The organism is Pseudomonas sp. GL_103 (assembly GCF_057835175.1).
The window spans coordinates 5668561-5689419 of sequence record NZ_CM174420.1 but is presented as its reverse complement, the minus strand read 5'-3'; the positions used below and the strand labels follow the sequence as shown (position 1 = coordinate 5689419).

Genomic DNA, 20859 nt, shown 5'->3' with positions numbered 1-20859 from the left:
GGACTTTTCATGAACATCAAGACAGCCCTGAGCCGTATCGTCGATCACCTCGACCTCAGCACCGATGAAATGCGCGATGTCATGCGCGAGATCATGACCGGGCAATGCTCGGATGCGCAGATTGGCGCGTTCATGATGGCCATGCGCATGAAGAGTGAAAGCATCGACGAAATCGTCGGTGCGGTGTCGGTGATGCGCGAACTGGCGGACAAAGTCGAACTCAAGACCCTCGACGGTGTGGTCGATGTGGTGGGCACCGGCGGTGACGGCGCCAATATCTTCAACGTGTCGACCGCTGCTTCGTTCGTGGTTGCCGCTGCGGGCTGCACCGTGGCCAAGCACGGCAACCGTGCAGTCTCGGGCAAGAGCGGCAGTGCCGACCTGCTGGAGGCGGCCGGTATCTACCTGAACCTGACGCCGGTGCAAGTGGCGCGCTGCATTGACAACGTTGGTATTGGTTTCATGTTTGCCCAGACTCACCATAGCGCGATGAAATACGCAGCCGGCCCGCGTCGGGATCTGGGTCTGCGTACTTTGTTCAACATGCTCGGCCCGCTTACGAATCCGGCCGGTGTGAAGCATCAGGTGGTAGGCGTATTTACCCAGGCCTTGTGCCGGCCGCTGGCGGAAGTGTTGCAGCGTCTGGGCAGCAAGCATGTGCTGGTGGTGCATTCGAAGGATGGCCTGGATGAGTTCAGCCTGGCAGCACCGACCTTCGTGGCAGAGCTGAAAAACGACCAGATCACCGAGTATTGGGTCGAGCCGGAAGACCTGGGCATGAAGAGCCAGAGTCTGCATGGCCTGGCGGTGGATAGCCCGGCGGCTTCTCTTGAACTGATTCGCGATGCCTTGGGCAAGCGCAAGACCGAAAACGGTCAGAAAGCGGCCGAGATGATCGTGCTCAATGCCGGTGCCGCGCTGTACGCGGCCGATCATGCCAGCAGTTTGAAAGAGGGAGTTGCACTTGCGCACGATGCGCTGCACACCGGCCTCGCTCGGGAAAAGCTCGAGGAGCTGGGTGCGTTTACCGCGGTATTCAAAGTGGAGAATGAGGGATGAGTGTACCGACGGTTTTGGAAAAGATTCTGGCGCGCAAGGTCGAGGAAGTCGCCGAGCGTAGCGCTCGCGTCAGCCTCGCCGAGCTGGAAAACCTGGCCAAGGCGGCCGATGCACCCCGTGGTTTTGCCAAGGCCTTGCTGGCTCAGGCCAAGCTGAAGCAGCCGGCTGTGATTGCAGAAATCAAGAAAGCCTCGCCGAGCAAAGGCGTGATCCGCGAGAACTTCGTTCCCGCCGACATCGCCAGAAGCTACGAGAAGGGCGGCGCGACCTGCCTGTCGGTACTCACCGATATCGATTATTTCCAGGGCGCTGACGCCTACCTGCAGCAGGCCCGTGCGGCCTGCAAGCTGCCGGTGATCCGCAAGGACTTCATGATCGATCCATACCAGATCGTCGAAGCCCGGGCCCTGGGTGCCGATTGCGTGCTGTTGATCGTTTCCGCGCTGGATGACGTGAAAATGGCCGAACTGGCAGCCGTGGCCAAAAGCGTCAACCTCGATGTGCTGGTGGAAGTCCACGACGGCGACGAACTGGAGCGGGCCTTGAAAACCCTCGACACCCCGCTGGTTGGCGTGAACAACCGCAATCTGCACACCTTCGATGTCAGCCTGGAAACCACCCTCGACCTGTTGCCGCGTATTCCGCGCGATCGTCTGGTCATCACCGAGAGCGGCATTCTCAACCGCGCCGATGTTGAACTGATGGAAATCAGCGACGTCTACGCATTCCTGGTCGGCGAGGCGTTCATGCGCGCCGAAAGCCCAGGTACCGAGTTGCAGCGTCTGTTCTTCCCTGAGCGCGGCATTCCCGTCAGCGGCTCGACCCTCGACTGAATACATCTTCACAGGCAATCCGCTTCCACTGTGGGAGCGGGCTTGCCCGCGAAGATGCCCGCAATTCCCCTGAAGACCTCTGGTCTGTCGGAGCCTTCCATGTCGCTGCCAACCTCCCTCACCATCGAAGCCGGTCTGCAAGCCGAGCAGGACCTGTTGGCCTCGGTATGTGCTGGCGACGCGGAGTTCGGCCTGCTGTTCTGGCAGCCGAGCGATCGGGCGCTGGTCATGCCGCGCCGTTTGAATCGCTTGCCGGGTTTCGAAGCTGCATGTGCAGTGTCGGCGGCGGCAGGTTGGCCGGTGCTGTTGCGTGAAACCGGTGGCGAGCCGGTGCCGCAATCGGCCTCAACGATCAACATCGCACTGGTTTATGCGCCGCCGCGTAGCGAAGGGGATTTGAATCGCATCGAAACCGGTTACCACCGTTTGTGCGATCCAATTTGTCAGCTGCTGGATGAGTTGGGTGGTACTTCGTCCCTGGGTGAAATTGAAGGCGCTTTCTGTGACGGTCGCTTCAACGTCAACCTCGATGGTCGCAAGATGGTCGGTACCGCCCAGCGCTGGCGCCAGAGCCAGGGTGGGCAGCGCCCGGTAGGACTGGTGCACGGAGCGATGCTGATCGATAACGAGCGAGAGTCAATGGTAGCCGCGGTCAATCGTTTCAACGAGGCCTGCGGGCTGGAGCAACGCGTACGCTCCGAAAGCCACATCGCGCTGCATGAGAAGTTCACGGCGCACGATGCCCTGGCGCGCCTCGACTATCTCTACCGGTTGGTGCTGGTGCAGATGTTCAACGGCTAGGTTTTCGAGCTTATCTCGTACCGAAGACCACCATGGTCTTGCCTTTGACGTCCACCAGGTTGCGCTCTTCCAGATCCTTGAGCACGCGGCCGACCATCTCCCGCGAACAACCGACAATCCGCCCGATTTCCTGACGGGTCACCTTGATTTGCATGCCATCGGGGTGCGTCATGGCGTCTGGCTGTTTGCACAGCTCCAGCAGGCAGCGGGCGACTCGACCGGTTACATCAAAGAATGCCAGGTCACCGACCTTGCGCGTGGTGTTGCGCAGGCGCTGTGCGATTTGTCCGCTGAGGACGTAAAGAATGTCCGGATCCTGCAGGGACAATTCGCGGAATTTCGCGTAGCTGATTTCCGCGACTTCGCATTCAACCTTGGCCCGCACCCAGGCGCTGCGCTCCTGCTCCAGGCCGGCTTGCTCAAACAGTCCCAACTCGCCGAAAAAGTCCCCGGCGTTCAGGTAGGAAATGATCATTTCCCGGCCGTCGTCATCTTCGATCAGGATGGTGACCGAGCCTTTGATGATGAAGAACAGCGTTTCCGAGCGGTCGCCGGCACAAATGATGTTGCTCTTGGCCTGATAACGGCGGCGCTGGCAATGCATCAACAGCTTGTCGAGGTTCTTGATCTTGGAGTTGGGGGCAATAGCAACCATGGTTGTATCCCGAAAAAACTGCACGGTATGTTTGGTTTTTATAAATAGTGAACGCTGGAGTAAAGCTGGCTATGCGCCATAGAATTGGCGTCAGCTTAACAGACACTTCCTGCAATATTCGAGCATTTACCTACAAGGCAGTGGGATATGTCCCAGGACGCCGGGCGCTGTCAATCACGGGGCCTGTGCTAAGCTGGCGACCCTTTTTTATACAGTGGAGTCTTGGCGATGAAGGCACGCATCCAATGGGCTGGCGAAGCCATGTTCCTCGGCGAATCCGGTAGCGGTCATGTCGTGGTCATGGACGGTCCGCCCGATGCCGGCGGGCGTAACCTGGGTGTCCGGCCGATGGAAATGCTGCTGCTGGGTGTCGGCGGTTGCAGCAATTTCGATGTGGTCAGCATCCTCAAGAAGTCCCGTCAGGCGGTCGAAAGCTGTGAAGCCTTCCTCGAAGCCGAGCGTGCGACCGAAGATCCAAAGGTGTTCACCAGGATCCACATGCATTTCGTGGTCAAGGGCCGCGGGCTGAAAGAAGCCCAGGTCAAACGCGCCATCGAACTGTCTGCCGAGAAGTATTGCTCGGCCTCGATCATGCTCGGCGCGGCCGGCGTGGCAATTACCCACGACTACGAGATCATCGAGCTTGGTTGAATCGACATTCAACTATCATAAAAGCAGTGCAGACTCTGGCGAACACAAGCTGACGTCTGCATAATGCGCCACTTTTTTCAGGGTAGTGGTCCGTCAGCCGACAGGCCTCGCACCCGAACAGACAACCAAAATCGCCATCGCGAAGAGGTGTTAACCGTCCTACGCAGGTGCGTTGTTCGCATTTGACGGGCATGCTTGATCACGCGGCCGGGCCGCAAACACATAGAGAGTTTTTAACGGTGAAAAGCAAACTCAAGCTCCACGGGTTCAATAACCTGACAAAGACCTTGAGCTTCAACATCTATGACATCTGCTACGCGGAAACCCCGCAAGACCAGCAGGCTTACGTCGAGTACATCAATAAAGAGTACAACGCGAAACGCCTGACGCAGATCCTCACGGAAGTTGTCGATATCATTGGTGCCAACATCCTGAACATTGCCAGTCAGGACTATGAGCCGCAGGGCGCCAGCGTCACGATCCTGATCTCGGAAGAGCCGGTAACCCCGACCGACAGTCAGATCGAAGAGTCCCCAGGCCCGCTGCCCGAAATCATTCTGGCCCACCTCGACAAGAGCCACATCACGGTGCACACCTATCCGGAAATCCATCCGGTCAGCGGCATTGCAACCTTCCGTGTGGACATCGACGTGTCGACTTGCGGGGTTATTTCACCGCTTAAAGCGCTCAACTTCCTGATTCACCAGTTCGATTCGGACATCGTGACCGTGGACTACCGTGTGCGCGGCTTCACCCGTGACGTTGAAGGCAAAAAGCACTTCATCGACCACGAGATCAATTCGATCCAGAACTACCTCTCCGACGACACTTACGACGCGTACCAGATGACCGACGTGAACGTGTACCAGGAAAACCTGTTCCACACCAAGATGCTGCTGAAGAACTTCGAACTGGATAACTACCTGTTCGGCGACGCCACCAGCAACCTGTCCTCTGAGCAACGCGCCCAGGTGACCGAGCGGGTGAAACACGAAATGCTCGAAATCTTCTACGCGCGCAATATGGCGTAAGATTTTCGAACACAAAAAAGGCGACTCCCTCACGGCAGTCGCCTTTTTCATGTCCGCTGCAAAACCTGTGGGAGCGAGCCTGCTCGCGAAGAGGCCCGGACCGACAACGCAACCGTCAGATCCGATAAGTACTCTTGGTCATCACCTTGGCCATCAGACTCATCCCGAACTTCACCGGTGCCGGAAAGCGGAACCCGCCAGCATCCAGCGCACTTTCGGCATGCTGTTCTTCATCGATGCGCATCTGCTCAAGAATCGCCCGGGATTTTTCATCCTCGGCCGGCAATTGCTCCAGATGTTCGTTCAGGTGTTTGCACACCTGGTCTTCCGTCGCCGCAACGAAACCGAGGCTGACTTTGTCGCTAATCAGGCCGGCCACTGCGCCAATCCCGAACGACATGCCATAGAACAGCGGATTGAGGATGCTGGTGTGGCTACCCAGTTGATGGATACGTTGTTCGCACCAGACCAGGTGATCGATTTCTTCTTCGGCGGCATGCTCCATCGCAGCACGCACTTGCGGCAGTTTGGCGGTCAGCGCCTGTCCCTGGTACAGCGCCTGGGCGCAGACTTCGCCGGTATGGTTGATGCGCATCAGGCCGGCAACGTGGCGCGTGTCTTCGTCGCTCATTTTCGCATCCGGCTGCACGATGGCGGGCGACGGGCGGTACGGCTGGCCGCTGAAGGGCAGCAGGGTGCGCATCGCGGCATCGGCTTGCAGCAGAAGGCGGTCAATCGGCGAGTAGTGACGTTGGGTAGTCATGCTGACCTCCGGGGGGAATTTCGGCGGCCAGTTTAACCCAATCGGCCGGGGAAGGTTTGCGCTGGGTCATTGTGATACAGAGGCTGTGACAGTGTTGTGATGCCTTTTGTGGAAGCGGCAGTGCGCCGCTTCCACAGGGTTTGGCGCAATCAGCCCGGCGGCCAGTGCATCTGGCGCTGACCCAGCACATGCATATGAATGTGGTAGACGGTTTGTCCGCCTTCTTCATTGCAGTTCATGACGACGCGGAAACCTTTTTCGCAGCCCAGTTCCAGTGCCAGGCGCTGGGCGGTGAACAGAATGTGCCCGGCCAATGCCTTGTCGTCCTCGGTCAGGTCGTTCAGGGTGCGAACCGGTTTCTTCGGGACTACCAGGAAATGTACCGGTGCCTGTGGGGCAATGTCGTGGAAGGCCAGTACCTGGTCGTCCTCGTAAATGATCTTCGCCGGGATTTCCCGGTTGATGATCTTGGTGAACAGAGTATCCACAGCTGTTTTCTCCGTTGTTTGGGCTGGGCTGAGTGTACTCATGGCGTATGCCAGCGCCCAGCTTTTTACCTTGAGTTGGATCAGCGCGGGCAGTAAGCCTTGTTGACCATACCGGCGATTGTGCGAGTCAGCCACCGCGAGCCCAGCCGCGGCAGGAAGGCGAACCAGCGGTTGCGCCGCCCGGGAATGATGATCGCTTTATTCTTTTCCAGTGCGCGCACGGTGTAGAGCGCCACTTCCTCGGGGCTCATCAGCAGTTTGCTGTTGGTCAGTTTTTCGCTGTCGAGTTGCGCGGTACGGAAAAACGCCGTTCGGGTCGGCCCGGGGCAGAGCACCGAAACCTTGATCGCACATTTTTTCAGCTCGACGCGCAATCCTTCGGAAAAGTGCAGCACATACGCCTTGCTGGCGTAATAGGTGCTCATCCACGGGCCGGGTTGAAACGCCGCCACCGAGGCCACATTCAGAATCTGCCCGCCGCCTTGCAGGGCCATGCTGTTGCCGATGGCATGGCACAGGCGGGTGAGGGCGAGGATGTTCACTTCGATCAGGTCTTGCTCGGTCATCCAGTCCTGGGCCAGAAACGGGCCGCATGTACCGATACCGGCGCAGTTGACCAGCAGATCGATCTGCCGGTCGCCTTCTTCCAGCTCCAGCAGGAACCCGGAGAGGCGCAGCGGTTCACCCAGGTCACAGGCACGGAACAACACCTCAACGCCGAACCTCTGGGTCAGTTCAATCGCAATACTTTCCAGCTGATCACGTTGTCGGGCCACCAGAATCAGGCTGCGGCCGCGCCGGGCCAGCGCTTCGGCCATTGCCAGGCCGATGCCGCTGGAGGCGCCAGTGATCAGAGCGTAACGGGTCATGCAGTTCTCCATCGCAACAGCTCCGCGCCGCGACGCAGGTGTCACGGGCCAGGAGCGCTGTTCATTCTTTCGCAGAGTCTACAGGGGGCTGGGCCTCTTCGGCTGCATCGTCGGCGGAATTTGGCACCGGTTCGACCTCGACTTCGATTTCATCGGTGGTGACCGAACTGCTTTCGTAGCTGCTCTGGGCGGCGTTTTCGTATCCTTCCCGTATCGCCGTGAGACCACCGGCCAGCGAGCCGAACAGAACCAGCGCGATAACGATCAGCCACAGCGAAGACAGTACCTTGACCGCGGTACTGTTCGGCGGAGGCGGTGGGCCGTAGCGGTTGGCGGTGTCGTTGCCCGGTACGACCATGATCACGAACGGAAAGAAGCTGCCAACGAACGGCACCAGGTTCAGCAGCCACAGCCAGCCGGACCAGCCGACATCGTGCAAGCGTTGAACAGTGATCTGGATGCTGACGAATACAAACCCGACGAACAGGATCAAGGCCAGCAAGCTGCCCAATATCAGGCCGGCGGACGAATCCGCGCCGATGAGAGCCAGGGCGACCAAGGCAAACACCCCGCAAACGGCCAGGAGCACAGTTGACAGCACCAGCGTCCAGGCGAGGTAACGCAAGCGGCCGATACGGCCATCGAAACTGAAGGGCTTGAGCGTGGCGAATTCCGCCACGGCTTCGCCGACGGGCGCGCGAGGCGGCGCGTAAGGGGACTGCGGATCTGCAAAAGACGCCTGGCTGCTGGCCGGCGCATGGTCATGAACGTCGGCGAGGTTCAGTTCGATCGGCGTTTCGGCTTCGATACGGGCGTCGATACCGGTTTTGCTCAGCGCCTGGAGATAGGTCTGGGCATCGGCTTGCGACAGGTTGCGTTTCAGCGCTACCGGACGCCCGGTGAACAAGCGCTCAATGGCCGTGACATCGCTTTTGAACAAATCGGCGAGATTGAGCTTTGCCGTGGTGATATCGACACCGGGCAGCAAGGCGCCCTCGAATACGATTTTGAAATGATTTTCGCCCATGTGCGAAGCATCCTTGTCGCGAGAGGTTGAAAGAAGAAGCTTGTGCCCAGGTGAGTGTAAGACCAGCCGGGCAAGACTGGCCAAGATTTGCTGTCAGCGCGGCCAGCGTTTTGGCAACCGGGCGGCATGCTCCAGGGCTTGGCGGTACTCCGCGTCGAGACGAGCAATCAACTGCTCGACACTCGGCAAGTCCTCGATTTCTCCCACCCCCTGGCCTGCAGACCAAACGGTTTTCCAGGCTTTGGCCTCATCGCTCACGGGTTTGAGCTTGGAACCGAAGTTGATCTCGCCCTTGCCTTGCAAGGCAGCCATGTCGAAACCGGCGGCCTCCAGGCTCTTACGCATGAAGCTCGCGGGGACACCTGACACGGCTGGAGTATGGATGATGTCTGCCGCTTTGGATGTCAGCAGCATTTCTTTGTAGGCGTCGGGCGCGTGACTTTCGGTCGTGCCGATAAATCGTGTGCCAAAGTAGGCCAAATCCGCGCCGAGCAATTGAGCGGCAAGAATTTCGTGGCCGTGGTTCAAGCAACCGGCCAGCAACAAGGTTTTGTCGAAGAACTGGCGGATTTCGGCAATCAGCGAAAACGGGCTCCAGGTCCCGGCGTGCCCACCGGCGCCGGCAGCCACGGCGATCAAGCCATCCACGCCGGCTTCGGCCGCTTTCTCGGCATGGCGACGAGTCGTCACATCATGGAACACCAGGCCGCCGTAGCTGTGCACCGCGTCGACCAGTTCTTTCACGGCACCGAGGCTGGTGATCACGATCGGCACTTTGTGTTCGACGCAGATCTCAAGATCCGCCTGTAAACGAGGATTGCTGTTATGGACGATCAGGTTTACGGCATAAGGCGCGGGGTTTTCCATTGTCGCCAGCCCGGCTTCGATTTCTTCCAGCCAGGCCTTGAAACCGCTGCTTTCGCGCTGGTTCAGCGCCGGGAAGCTGCCGACCACGCCCTGGCGACAACAGGCGAGTACCAATTGCGGATTGGATATCAGGAACATCGGCGCCGCCACCACGGGTAGACGCAAACGTTGTTCGAGCAGAGCGGGCAGCGACATTGGAAGTACCCCGGTAAGTTGTGCCTGGTGGATTTAGAACGGCCGAACGACGACCAGAATTACGATAGCCAGCAATATCAGAACCGGCACTTCATTGAACCAGCGATAAAAGACATGGCTGCGGGTGTTCTCGCCACGGGCAAAACGTTTTACCTGGGCGCCGCACATGTGGTGGTAGCCGATCAGCAGCACGACCAGGGTCAGTTTGGCGTGTATCCAGCCACCCTGGCTGAAGATGCCTGGATTGAGGTAGATGAGCCAGCCGCCGAAGATCAGCGTGGCGATCATCGCCGGGCCCATGATGCCCCGGTACAGCTTGCGCTCCATGACGCTGAAGCGTTCCTTGCTGATCGTGTCTTCACTTTGTGCGTGATAAACGAACAGTCGTGGCAGGTAGAACAGGCCGGCAAACCAGCAAACGACGCTGATGATGTGAAAAGCTTTTAGCCACAGATAGAGCATTTTTTGTTATTCCCCAATTCACGGTAGTGGGAATAGTAGAGGCTTGAGCGTCCGCACGTCACCTTGACGGTTGTCGCAGGGGCGCGCGGCCCCTATTATCGACGGCTTTCCAGTGGGTTCGTTGAGGGCAGGTTTATGGTCAAGGTCGGTATCGTCGGCGGCACGGGTTACACCGGTGTCGAACTGCTGCGTCTGTTGGCGCAACATCCGCAAGCTGAGGTGGTTGTCATCACTTCCCGATCCGAGGCTGGCCTGGCCGTAGCCGACATGTACCCGAACCTGCGAGGCCATTACGACGGCCTGGCGTTCAGCGTTCCGGACATCAAGACCCTGGGTGCCTGCGATGTGGTGTTCTTCGCCACACCGCACGGTGTTGCCCATGCCTTGGCGGGCGAACTGCTGGCGGCCGGGACCAAGGTCATCGACCTGTCGGCCGACTTCCGTCTGCAAGACGCGGATGAATGGGCCAAGTGGTACGGCCAGCCGCACGGTGCACCGGAGTTACTGGACGAGGCGGTCTACGGCTTGCCGGAAGTCAATCGCGAGCAGATCAAGAAAGCGCGCCTGATTGCCGTGCCGGGCTGCTACCCAACTGCAACGCAATTGGGTTTCCTGCCATTGCTCGAAGCAGGCTTGGCCGATGCCGCGCATTTGATTGCTGACTGCAAGTCCGGCGTCAGCGGTGCCGGTCGTGGTGCTTCCGTAGGCTCGTTGTACTCCGAGACGTCGGAAAGCATGAAGGCCTATGCGGTCAAAGGTCACCGTCACCTGCCAGAGATTCGCCAAGGGCTGCGTCGCGCAGCAGGCAAGGACGTCGGCCTGACCTTCGTTCCGCACCTGACGCCGATGATTCGTGGCATTCATTCCACGCTCTACGCAACCGTTGTTGATCGCTCGGTGGACCTGCAGGCGCTGTTTGAAAAGCGTTATGCCAACGAGCCGTTCGTCGATGTGATGCCGGCCGGCAGCCATCCGGAGACTCGTAGCGTACGGGGTGCCAACGTCTGCCGTATTGCCGTGCATCGCCCACAGGATGGCGATCTGGTGGTTGTGCTGTCGGTGATCGACAACCTGGTCAAAGGCGCTTCGGGTCAGGCGGTGCAGAACATGAACATTCTGTTCGGGCTGGATGAGCGTCTGGGCCTGTCCCACGCCGGCATGCTGCCGTAAGCTTTATCGCGTACAGCAAAAGGCCCGTCTGACGGGCCTTTTTGCATTCCGGGCCGGCGATTGGATTGGTTGATATACCATAACAATAGTTGACCGCTTTTCTAGGAGAAGCGGATAATGCGCGTCATCACGCAATATGACGGCGTAACGCCGGGAGATAGTCAGCATGAGCGTCGAATCCTTCACCCCCACGGCTTTGCAATTCACCCACGGTGCCGCGCACAAGGTGAAGAGCCTGGTCGATGAAGAGGGGAATGATCGCTTGAAGCTGCGCGTATTCGTTACGGGCGGCGGTTGTTCAGGTTTTCAGTACGGCTTTACCTTCGATGAAGAAGTGGCCGATGACGACACCATCGTCGAGCGCGAAGGTGTGAGTCTGGTTGTCGATCCGATGAGCTTCCAGTACCTGGCAGGTGCCGAGGTGGACTACCAGGAAGGTCTGGAAGGTTCGCGTTTCGTCATCAAGAACCCGAATGCGACCACCACTTGTGGCTGCGGTTCTTCGTTCTCGATCTGATCAGCGCATCTGTTTCACAGAACGCCGCACGGCCTCAGGGCTTTGCGGCGTTTTGCTGTGTGCAGGGTTTATGCGGGGTAGATGGCGCCGAGTACGCGCAAGCCGCGGGCACCGGTGACGCTCGGACGGTTGGCTGCGATGCCTTCGAGACAGCAATGAGCCAGCCACGCGAAGGCCATGGCTTCGACCCAGTCGGGGTCTACACCGTAGGTAGCGGTGCTGCTGACGCTGGCGTTTGGCAGCAGGCTGGCCAGGCGGTTCATCAAGGCAGTGTTGTGGGCGCCGCCGCCGCAGACCAGCAGCTCCTGCGTGTCCGCCTGGGCGCTTTGCAGTGATTCGATGATGGTCAGCGCGGTCAGCTCAAGCAGCGTTGCCTGAACATCTTCGGCGGCGAAGGCTGGCAGTTGTGCCAGATGCTGTGTCAGCCATGGCAGGTTGAACACTTCCCGGCCGGTACTCTTCGGGCCTTTGGTCACAAAGAACGGATCACTGAGCAGTGCATTCAACAGGAGCGGTTCTATATTGCCGCTGGCAGCCCATTGACCGTCACGGTCAAAGTGGTCGCCGCGTTGCTGGTGAATCCAGGCGTCCAGCAGCACATTGCCCGGGCCACAGTCGAAACCGGCGACCGGTCTGCCGGGCTCGATAAGGCTGAGATTGCTGAAGCCGCCAACGTTCAGCACTGCGCGATTGCCGGCCCGCTCTTCAAACAAGGCTTCGTGAAAGGCGGGAACCAGTGGTGCTCCTTGTCCGCCGGCAGCGACGTCGCGGCTGCGGAAATCGCTGACCACGGTGATGCCGGTCAGCTCGGTCAGCAGGGCCGGGTTGCCAATCTGCACTGTGAAGCCGCGTGCTGGTTCGTGGCGGATGGTCTGGCCATGGCTGCCAATTGCACGAATGTCGTCAGGCTTCAGTTGCTGCTGAGCGAGGAGGGCATGAATCCCTTGGGCTGCCAGCTTCACCCAGTTCTGCTGGGCGATGGCGGAGCGGGCAATTTCGTCCGGGCCGCTGGCGCACAAGCCGAGCAGCTCGGCGCGCAGGGTATCGGGCATCGGGATGTAATGGGTGGCGATCAGCTTGATCGCCGGGGCTTGCTCGATCAGCGCGATATCCAGGCCATCAAGGCTGGTCCCGGACATCACGCCTATATAGAGCGCCATGGCTTAGCGCTTGGCCGAAGCTAGCTGGGTGGATTTTTCCTGATCCATGCGCGCCATCAGCGGTTGGCTCTGCGCGAGGAAGCGTGCGCGTTCACCTTTGGAGATCGGATCGGCCATCGCTACTTTCTGGCCCAGCGGATCGACGTGCACGCCATTGACCTGGAATTCGTAGTGCAAGTGCGGGCCGGTGGAGAGACCGGTGGTGCCGATATAGCCAATCACCTGGCCTTGTTTCACCGTGCCGCCAGTCTTCACGCCTTTGGCGAAGCCTTGCATGTGGCCGTAGAGCGTGGTGTAGGTATTGCCGTGCTGGAGGACCACGGTATTGCCGTAGCCACCACGGCGGCCGGCCAGCAAGACCTTGCCATCACCCGCAGCCTTGATCGGCGTGCCGCGCGGTGCTGCGTAGTCGACGCCTTTGTGGGCGCGGATCTTGTTCAGGATCGGGTGTTTGCGGCCCATGGAAAATTTCGAGCTGATGCGGGCGAAGTCCACCGGTGTGCGGATGAACGCCTTGCGCATGCTGTTGCCGTCAGCGGTGTAGTAGCTGCTGTTGCCTTGTTTGTTGGTGTAACGCACGGCAGTGTAAGTCTTGCCGCGGTTGGTGAAGCGCGCCGACAGGATCGGGCCAGTGCCGACGGCCTTGCCGTTGACCACCTTTTGCTCGTAGATCACGTCGAACTCGTCGCCCTGGCGAATATCCTGGGCGAAGTCCACGTCGTAGCCAAACACACTGGCCATGTCCATGGTCAGGCTGTGAGACAGGCCGGCCCGGGCTGCGGACTGCGACAGCGAGCTGTTGATCACGCCGTGTACATAGGCAGAGCGCACGGTCGGTTTCGCGGTAATACGGTTGAAGGTGTAGCCCTTGTCGTTCTTGGTCAGGCTGATGCTTTCGAGGTCGTTGAGCTTGCTGTGCAGGTTGGTCAGCTGGCCGTCAGGGCTCAGTTCGAACTCGAGTTTTTGCCCATGTTTGAGCTGGCTGAACTGCTTGGCCTGCTTGTCGCTGGCCAGCACGTCATGCACTGAGGTGGCCGGGAGGCCGACCTTCTCGAACAGTGTCGAGAGGGTGTCACCCTTGGTGACGATCACTTCCCTGTGGCTTGCCGACTTCTTTTCTTCGACGACCGGCACCGGTGCAGGTTCGGCTTGAGCGGTTTCCTGAGTGTCTTCGGCGCTGTTGTCGATCTGCGCGAAGGGGGAGGTTGCTGGTTCATTTGTGGCTTGAACGGCGTCAGCAGCGTCTTGATCTTGTGTCAGTTGTTCAGCAGGACTTTCCAGTTCAAGACTCAGGGTTGTCTTTTTGGCTTCGACATCGCTGGAAGGGAATACCAGGAGCGCCAGGCTGAGAAGGGCGGCGATGCCACTTGCGGCAAGCAAGTGGGTCTTCGGGTAAAGCGGCGGCGCTTTAGACGATTCTGTGGTCATAAGTGGTTTTGACTTTGAAAAAGATGAATTGGAAAAGATGAATGACATGATGAAGATGAAATAACTGTATAAAATATAACCAAATCATCTCTGAAGCAAGTCCGCAGGCGCTCTGTCTGCGGATTGGCGTCCGTGCGCCGGGCAAACCTTGTATTTGACGCGCGATCTTGTATGGTTGGTTCCCTTTGAATCTGAGCCTTGCGGGTCTGTTATGAAGTCGGTTGAAGAGCAGCTAGCGCTGATCAAACGTGGTGCGGAAGAACTGTTGGTCGAGTCCGAGCTGATTGAAAAGCTCAAGCGTGGCCAGCCGCTACGTATTAAGGCGGGCTTCGATCCAACGGCTCCGGATCTGCACTTGGGTCACACCGTGCTTATTAATAAGCTGCGCCAGTTCCAGGAGCTGGGGCATCAGGTGATCTTCCTTATAGGTGACTTCACCGGGATGATCGGTGATCCGAGCGGCAAGAGTGCCACGCGCCCACCGCTCACTCGCGAGCAGGTCCTCGAGAATGCCGAGACCTACAAGACTCAGGTGTTCAAGATTCTCGATCCGGCAAAAACCGAAGTGGCATTCAACTCCACCTGGATGGATCAGATGGGGCCGGCCGACTTCATTCGCCTGACTTCGCAGTACACCGTGGCTCGCATGCTCGAGCGCGATGACTTCGACAAGCGCTACACCACCAATCAGCCAATCGCCATCCATGAGTTCCTTTATCCGCTGGTTCAGGGTTATGACTCGGTAGCTTTGCGCGCAGACGTCGAGCTCGGCGGTACCGATCAGAAGTTCAACTTGCTGATGGGGCGTGAGCTGCAGCGTGGTTATGGTCAGGAAGCTCAGTGCATTTTGACCATGCCGCTGCTTGAAGGCCTGGATGGCGTGAAGAAGATGTCCAAGTCCTTGGGCAACTACGTCGGTATCCAGGAAGCGCCGGGTGTGATGTACAGCAAGCTGGTTTCCATTCCGGATGCGCTGATGTGGCGTTACTTCGAGTTGCTCAGCTTCCGCTCCATGGATGAGATCAATGCGTTCCGTGCTGATGTAGAGGCGGGTGCCAATCCGCGCGACATCAAGATCAAGCTGGCTGAAGAGATCGTTGCGCGCTTCCATGGTGAGGAGGCTGCTGCCAATGCTCACCGTGCCGCCGGTAACCGTATGAAGGATGGCGAGCTGCCGGATGATCTGCCGGAAATCGAATTGACTGCTGCCGAAGATATGCCGATCGCTGCTGTCCTTAATAAGGCTGGCTTGGTCAAGAACTCGGCTGTTGCGCGAGATCTCCTGGGTTCCGGTGGTGTGCGTATAGATGGTGAGGTTGTCGATCGCACCTTTATATATGCACTGGGTGCGACCCATGTTTGCCAGGCCGGCAAGAAGGCATTTGCGCGTATTACGCTCAAATCCGAATAAAGCTGAGATAAGGGGTTGACGGCGAATTTTAGAAGCCTATAATTCGCCCCACTTCCGGCGCAGTCGAAACGGAAAACTCCTTGGTAAACAAAGAGTTACGCAGGTTTCGGCAGCAGGTCGCTTCAGTTCATCGAAGCCGAAAGGGAGTTGAAAAAGAGGTGTTGACAGCAGCGTGTAACGCTGTAGAATTCGCCTCCCGCTGACGAGAGATCTGAAGCGCAAGTGGTTGAAGTTACAAAGGAAACTTTGAAAACTTCTGAAAATAATCACTTGACAGCAAATGAGGCTGCTGTAGAATGCGCGCCTCGGTTGAGACGAAAGATCTTAACCAACCGCTCTTTAACAACTGAATCAAGCAATTCGTGTGGGTGCTTGTGGAGTCAGACTGCTAGTCAACAGATTATCAGCATCACAAGTTACTCCGCGAGAAATCAAAGATGTAACCAACGATTGCTGAGCCAAGTTTAGGGTTTTCTCAAAACCCAAAGATGTTTGAACTGAAGAGTTTGATCATGGCTCAGATTGAACGCTGGCGGCAGGCCTAACACATGCAAGTCGAGCGGATGACAGGAGCTTGCTCCTGAATTCAGCGGCGGACGGGTGAGTAATGCCTAGGAATCTGCCTGGTAGTGGGGGACAACGTTTCGAAAGGAACGCTAATACCGCATACGTCCTACGGGAGAAAGCAGGGGACCTTCGGGCCTTGCGCTATCAGATGAGCCTAGGTCGGATTAGCTAGTTGGTGAGGTAATGGCTCACCAAGGCGACGATCCGTAACTGGTCTGAGAGGATGATCAGTCACACTGGAACTGAGACACGGTCCAGACTCCTACGGGAGGCAGCAGTGGGGAATATTGGACAATGGGCGAAAGCCTGATCCAGCCATGCCGCGTGTGTGAAGAAGGTCTTCGGATTGTAAAGCACTTTAAGTTGGGAGGAAGGGCATTAACCTAATACGTTAGTGTTTTGACGTTACCGACAGAATAAGCACCGGCTAACTCTGTGCCAGCAGCCGCGGTAATACAGAGGGTGCAAGCGTTAATCGGAATTACTGGGCGTAAAGCGCGCGTAGGTGGTTTGTTAAGTTGGATGTGAAAGCCCCGGGCTCAACCTGGGAACTGCATTCAAAACTGACAAGCTAGAGTATGGTAGAGGGTGGTGGAATTTCCTGTGTAGCGGTGAAATGCGTAGATATAGGAAGGAACACCAGTGGCGAAGGCGACCACCTGGACTGATACTGACACTGAGGTGCGAAAGCGTGGGGAGCAAACAGGATTAGATACCCTGGTAGTCCACGCCGTAAACGATGTCAACTAGCCGTTGGGAGCCTTGAGCTCTTAGTGGCGCAGCTAACGCATTAAGTTGACCGCCTGGGGAGTACGGCCGCAAGGTTAAAACTCAAATGAATTGACGGGGGCCCGCACAAGCGGTGGAGCATGTGGTTTAATTCGAAGCAACGCGAAGAACCTTACCAGGCCTTGACATCCAATGAACTTTCCAGAGATGGATTGGTGCCTTCGGGAACATTGAGACAGGTGCTGCATGGCTGTCGTCAGCTCGTGTCGTGAGATGTTGGGTTAAGTCCCGTAACGAGCGCAACCCTTGTCCTTAGTTACCAGCACGTCATGGTGGGCACTCTAAGGAGACTGCCGGTGACAAACCGGAGGAAGGTGGGGATGACGTCAAGTCATCATGGCCCTTACGGCCTGGGCTACACACGTGCTACAATGGTCGGTACAGAGGGTTGCCAAGCCGCGAGGTGGAGCTAATCCCACAAAACCGATCGTAGTCCGGATCGCAGTCTGCAACTCGACTGCGTGAAGTCGGAATCGCTAGTAATCGCGAATCAGAATGTCGCGGTGAATACGTTCCCGGGCCTTGTACACACCGCCCGTCACACCATGGGAGTGGGTTGCACCAGAAGTAGCTAGTCTAACCTTCGGGAGGACGGTTACCACGGTGTGATTCATGACTGGGGTGAAGTCGTAACAAGGTAGCCGTAGGGGAACCTGCGGCTGGATCACCTCCTTAATCGACGACTCAGCTGCTCCATAAGTTCCCACACGAATTGCTTGATTCATTGAAGAAGACGATATAGAAGCAGCCCGAAATTGGGTCTGTAGCTCAGTTGGTTAGAGCGCACCCCTGATAAGGGTGAGGTCGGCAGTTCGAATCTGCCCAGACCCACCAATTTTGTGTGGGAAACGCCTGTAGAAATACGGGGCCATAGCTCAGCTGGGAGAGCGCCTGCCTTGCACGCAGGAGGTCAACGGTTCGATCCCGTTTGGCTCCACCACTAACTGCTTCTGATTGTATAAAGCTTAGAAATGAGCATTCCATCGGTGCGATGGTGAATGTTGATTTCTAGTCTTTGACTAGTTCGTTCTTTAAAAATTTGGGTATGTGATAGAAAGATAGACTGAACGTTACTTTCACTGGTAACGGATCAGGCTAAGGTAAAATTTGTGAGTTGCTCTTAGGAGCTCAATCGAATTTTCGGCGAATGTCGTCTTCACAGTATAACCAGATTGCTTGGGGTTATATGGTCAAGTGAAGAAGCGCATACGGTGGATGCCTTGGCAGTCAGAGGCGATGAAAGACGTGGTAGCCTGCGAAAAGCTTCGGGGAGTCGGCAAACAGACTTTGATCCGGAGATGTCTGAATGGGGGAACCCAGCCATCATAAGATGGTTATCTTGTACTGAATACATAGGTGCAAGAGGCGAACCAGGGGAACTGAAACATCTAAGTACCCTGAGGAAAAGAAATCAACCGAGATTCCCTTAGTAGTGGCGAGCGAACGGGGACTAGCCCTTAAGTGGCTTTGAGATTAGCGGAACGCTCTGGAAAGTGCGGCCATAGTGGGTGATAGCCCTGTACGCGAAAATCTCTTGGTCATGAAATCGAGTAGGACGGAGCACGAGAAACTTTGTCTGAATATGGGGGGACCATCCTCCAAGGCTAAATACTACTGACTGACCGATAGTGAACTAGTACCGTGAGGGAAAGGCGAAAAGAACCCCGGAGAGGGGAGTGAAATAGATCCTGAAACCGTATGCGTACAAGCAGTGGGAGCCCACTTTGTTGGGTGACTGCGTACCTTTTGTATAATGGGTCAGCGACTTATTTTCAGTGGCGAGCTTAACCGAATAGGGGAGGCGTAGCGAAAGCGAGTCTTAATAGGGCGTCTAGTCGCTGGGAATAGACCCGAAACCGGGCGATCTATCCATGGGCAGGTTGAAGGTTGGGTAACACTAACTGGAGGACCGAACCGACTACCGTTGAAAAGTTAGCGGATGACCTGTGGATCGGAGTGAAAGGCTAATCAAGCTCGGAGATAGCTGGTTCTCCTCGAAAGCTATTTAGGTAGCGCCTCATGTATCACTGTAGGGGGTAGAGCACTGTTTCGGCTAGGGGGTCATCCCGACTTACCAAACCGATGCAAACTCCGAATACCTACAAGTGCCGAGCATGGGAGACACACGGCGGGTGCTAACGTCCGTCGTGAAAAGGGAAACAACCCAGACCGTCAGCTAAGGTCCCAAAGTTATGGTTAAGTGGGAAACGATGTGGGAAGGCTTAGACAGCTAGGAGGTTGGCTTAGAAGCAGCCACCCTTTAAAGAAAGCGTAATAGCTCACTAGTCGAGTCGGCCTGCGCGGAAGATGTAACGGGGCTCAAACCATACACCGAAGCTACGGGTATCACCTTCGGGTGATGCGGTAGAGGAGCGTTCTGTAAGCCTGTGAAGGTGAGTTGAGAAGCTTGCTGGAGGTATCAGAAGTGCGAATGCTGACATGAGTAACGACAATGGGTGTGAAAAACACCCACGCCGAAAGACCAAGGTTTCCTGCGCAACGTTAATCGACGCAGGGTTAGTCGGTCCCTAAGGCGAGGCTGAAAAGCGTAGTCGATGGAAAACAGGTTAATATTCCTGTACTTCTGGTTATTGCGATGGAGGGACGGAGAAGGCTAGGCCAGCTTGGCGTTGGTTGTCCAAGTTTAAGGTGGTAGGCTGGAATCTTAGGTAAATCCGGGATTCCAAGGCCGAGAGCTGATGACGAGTGTTCTTTTAGAACACGAAGTGGTTGATGCCATGCTTCCAAGAAAAGCTTCTAAGCTTCAGGTAACCAGGAACCGTACCCCAAACCGACACAGGTGGTTGGGTAGAGAATACCAAGGCGCTTGAGAGAACTCGGGTGAAGGAACTAGGCAAAATGGCACCGTAACTTCGGGAGAAGGTGCGCCGGTGAGGGTGAAGGACTTGCTCCGTAAGCCCACGCCGGTCGAAGATACCAGGCCGCTGCGACTGTTTATTAAAAACACAGCACTCTGCAAACACGAAAGTGGACGTATAGGGTGTGACGCCTGCCCGGTGCCGGAAGGTTAATTGATGGGGTTAGCTAACGCGAAGCTCTTGATCGAAGCCCCGGTAAACGGCGGCCGTAACTATAACGGTCCTAAGGTAGCGAAATTCCTTGTCGGGTAAGTTCCGACCTGCACGAATGGCGTAACGATGGCGGCGCTGTCTCCACCCGAGACTCAGTGAAATTGAAATCGCTGTGAAGATGCAGTGTATCCGCGGCTAGACGGAAAGACCCCGTGAACCTTTACTATAGCTTTGCACTGGACTTTGAATTTGCTTGTGTAGGATAGGTGGGAGGCTTTGAAGCGTGGACGCCAGTTCGCGTGGAGCCAACCTTGAAATACCACCCTGGCAACTTTGAGGTTCTAACTCAGGTCCGTTATCCGGATCGAGGACAGTGTATGGTGGGTAGTTTGACTGGGGCGGTCTCCTCCTAAAGAGTAACGGAGGAGTACGAAGGTGCGCTCAGACCGGTCGGAAATCGGTCGTAGAGTATAAAGGCAAAAGCGCGCTTGACTGCGAGACAGACACGTCGAGCAGGTACGAAAGTAGGTCTTAGTGATCCGGTGGTTCTGTATGGAAGGGCCATCGCTCAACGGATAAAAGGTACTCCGGGGATAACAGGCTGATACCGCCCAAGAGTTCATATCGACGGCGGTGTTTGGCACCTCGATGTCGGCTCATCACATCCTGGGGCTGAAGCCGGTCCCAAGGGTATGGCTGTTCGCCATTTAAAGTGGTACGCGAGCTGGGTTTAGAACGTCGTGAGACAGTTCGGTCCCTATCTGCCGTGGACGTTTGAGATTTGAGAGGGGCTGCTCCTAGTACGAGAGGACCGGAGTGGACGAACCTCTGGTGTTCCGGTTGTCACGCCAGTGGCATTGCCGGGTAGCTATGTTCGGAAAAGATAACCGCTGAAAGCATCTAAGCGGGAAACTTGCCTCAAGATGAGATCTCACTGGGACCTTGAGTCCCCTGAAGGGCCGTCGAAGACTACGACGTTGATAGGTTGGGTGTGTAAGCGCTGTGAGGCGTTGAGCTAACCAATACTAATTGCCCGTGAGGCTTGACCATATAACACCCAAGCAATTTGCGCTTAAAAGCCAGA

Annotated in this window: 17 protein-coding genes, 2 tRNA genes and 2 rRNA genes; 12 read left to right on the top strand and 9 right to left on the bottom strand. The window is 56.9% G+C overall.

The genetic code is table 11. The features are described 5' to 3' along the window. The first annotated feature begins 9 nt into the window (after positions 1-9). The 3 genes from trpD to AC3IP0_RS25720 all read left to right on the top strand — a co-directional run bounded on the left by trpD (position 10) and on the right by AC3IP0_RS25720 (position 2693). Entirely contained in the window at positions 10-1059 is a 1050-nt protein-coding gene (gene trpD, locus AC3IP0_RS25730) for an anthranilate phosphoribosyltransferase (protein ID WP_489317417.1), read from the top strand. Beyond that, positions 1056-1892: an indole-3-glycerol phosphate synthase TrpC gene (trpC, locus tag AC3IP0_RS25725; RefSeq protein ID WP_489326175.1), complete on the top strand. Its 837-nt coding sequence runs from the start codon at positions 1056-1058 to the stop codon at positions 1890-1892. Before trpD ends, trpC begins: the two co-directional genes overlap by 4 nt. 99 nt (positions 1893-1991) lie before the next feature. After that, complete coding sequence (locus tag AC3IP0_RS25720) at positions 1992-2693, top strand: lipoate--protein ligase family protein (RefSeq protein WP_489326173.1); 702 nt, start codon at positions 1992-1994, stop codon at positions 2691-2693. Positions 2694-2703: 10 nt separating this feature from the next. On the opposite strand, the gene crp is transcribed toward AC3IP0_RS25720, so the two are convergent. Then, complete coding sequence (gene crp, locus AC3IP0_RS25715; RefSeq protein ID WP_008051651.1) at positions 2704-3348, bottom strand: cAMP-activated global transcriptional regulator CRP; 645 nt, start codon at positions 3346-3348, stop codon at positions 2704-2706. A gap of 228 nt (positions 3349-3576) precedes the next feature. Between crp and AC3IP0_RS25710 the strand changes: the two genes are divergently transcribed. Then, a complete protein-coding gene (locus AC3IP0_RS25710) occupies positions 3577-3999 on the top strand; it encodes an OsmC family protein (protein WP_007994936.1) in 423 nt (140 codons plus the stop codon). Positions 4000-4238: 239 nt separating this feature from the next. Then, a complete protein-coding gene (gene speD, locus AC3IP0_RS25705) occupies positions 4239-5030 on the top strand; it encodes an adenosylmethionine decarboxylase (protein WP_007986012.1) in 792 nt (263 codons plus the stop codon). Positions 5031-5145: 115 nt separating this feature from the next. On the opposite strand, the gene coq7 is transcribed toward speD, so the two are convergent. The 6 genes from coq7 to hemJ form a co-directional block, all read right to left on the bottom strand. Continuing rightward, complete coding sequence (coq7, locus tag AC3IP0_RS25700) at positions 5146-5793, bottom strand: 2-polyprenyl-3-methyl-6-methoxy-1,4-benzoquinone monooxygenase (RefSeq protein WP_008051652.1); 648 nt, start codon at positions 5791-5793, stop codon at positions 5146-5148. 149 nt (positions 5794-5942) lie between these two features. Continuing rightward, on the bottom strand, positions 5943-6281 hold the full coding sequence (locus tag AC3IP0_RS25695; RefSeq protein ID WP_007986008.1) for a histidine triad nucleotide-binding protein: 339 nt from the start codon (positions 6279-6281) through the stop codon (positions 5943-5945). Between the two features lie 80 nt (positions 6282-6361). After that, positions 6362-7150: an SDR family NAD(P)-dependent oxidoreductase gene (locus AC3IP0_RS25690; protein WP_032829767.1), complete on the bottom strand. Its 789-nt coding sequence runs from the start codon at positions 7148-7150 to the stop codon at positions 6362-6364. 61 nt (positions 7151-7211) lie between these two features. After that, the gene (locus AC3IP0_RS25685; protein WP_489317414.1) at positions 7212-8177 is read right to left on the bottom strand and encodes a DUF805 domain-containing protein; all 966 of its coding nucleotides are present in this window, start codon (positions 8175-8177) and stop codon (positions 7212-7214) included. Between the two features lie 93 nt (positions 8178-8270). Continuing rightward, positions 8271-9239, bottom strand: coding sequence for an NAD(P)H-dependent flavin oxidoreductase (locus AC3IP0_RS25680; protein ID WP_489317413.1), 969 nt, complete (start codon positions 9237-9239; stop codon positions 8271-8273). Positions 9240-9272: 33 nt separating this feature from the next. Further along, a complete protein-coding gene (gene hemJ / locus AC3IP0_RS25675) occupies positions 9273-9701 on the bottom strand; it encodes a protoporphyrinogen oxidase HemJ (protein ID WP_353741670.1) in 429 nt (142 codons plus the stop codon). A 135-nt stretch (positions 9702-9836) separates the two neighbouring features. On the opposite strand from hemJ, the gene argC reads away from it, so the two are divergent. Beyond that, positions 9837-10871: an N-acetyl-gamma-glutamyl-phosphate reductase gene (argC, locus tag AC3IP0_RS25670; protein ID WP_007980174.1), complete on the top strand. Its 1035-nt coding sequence runs from the start codon at positions 9837-9839 to the stop codon at positions 10869-10871. Positions 10872-11037: 166 nt separating this feature from the next. Next, the gene (gene erpA / locus AC3IP0_RS25665) at positions 11038-11388 is read left to right on the top strand and encodes an iron-sulfur cluster insertion protein ErpA (RefSeq protein WP_007906865.1); all 351 of its coding nucleotides are present in this window, start codon (positions 11038-11040) and stop codon (positions 11386-11388) included. A 68-nt stretch (positions 11389-11456) separates the two neighbouring features. Here the strand turns inward: erpA and AC3IP0_RS25660 are convergent, their stop codons facing one another. Beyond that, the gene (locus AC3IP0_RS25660; protein ID WP_489317412.1) at positions 11457-12548 is read right to left on the bottom strand and encodes an anhydro-N-acetylmuramic acid kinase; all 1092 of its coding nucleotides are present in this window, start codon (positions 12546-12548) and stop codon (positions 11457-11459) included. Positions 12549-12551: 3 nt separating this feature from the next. Beyond that, positions 12552-13976, bottom strand: coding sequence for a peptidoglycan DD-metalloendopeptidase family protein (locus AC3IP0_RS25655; protein ID WP_489317411.1), 1425 nt, complete (start codon positions 13974-13976; stop codon positions 12552-12554). A gap of 211 nt (positions 13977-14187) precedes the next feature. Here AC3IP0_RS25655 and tyrS point away from each other — a divergent pair, with 211 nt between their 5' ends. The 5 genes from tyrS to AC3IP0_RS25630 all read left to right on the top strand — a co-directional run bounded on the left by tyrS (position 14188) and on the right by AC3IP0_RS25630 (position 20825). Continuing rightward, entirely contained in the window at positions 14188-15387 is a 1200-nt protein-coding gene (gene tyrS / locus AC3IP0_RS25650; protein ID WP_110662979.1) for a tyrosine--tRNA ligase, read from the top strand. Positions 15388-15881: 494 nt separating this feature from the next. Then, positions 15882-17418, top strand: a 16S ribosomal RNA gene (locus tag AC3IP0_RS25645). Between the two features lie 82 nt (positions 17419-17500). After that, positions 17501-17577, top strand: a tRNA-Ile gene (locus AC3IP0_RS25640). A 30-nt stretch (positions 17578-17607) separates the two neighbouring features. Next, positions 17608-17683, top strand: a tRNA-Ala gene (locus tag AC3IP0_RS25635). A 248-nt stretch (positions 17684-17931) separates the two neighbouring features. Beyond that, positions 17932-20825: ribosomal RNA gene (locus AC3IP0_RS25630) — 23S ribosomal RNA — on the top strand. Together the 16S and 23S rRNA genes with 2 tRNA genes alongside form the textbook arrangement of a ribosomal RNA operon. Positions 20826-20859 lie beyond the last annotated feature (34 nt).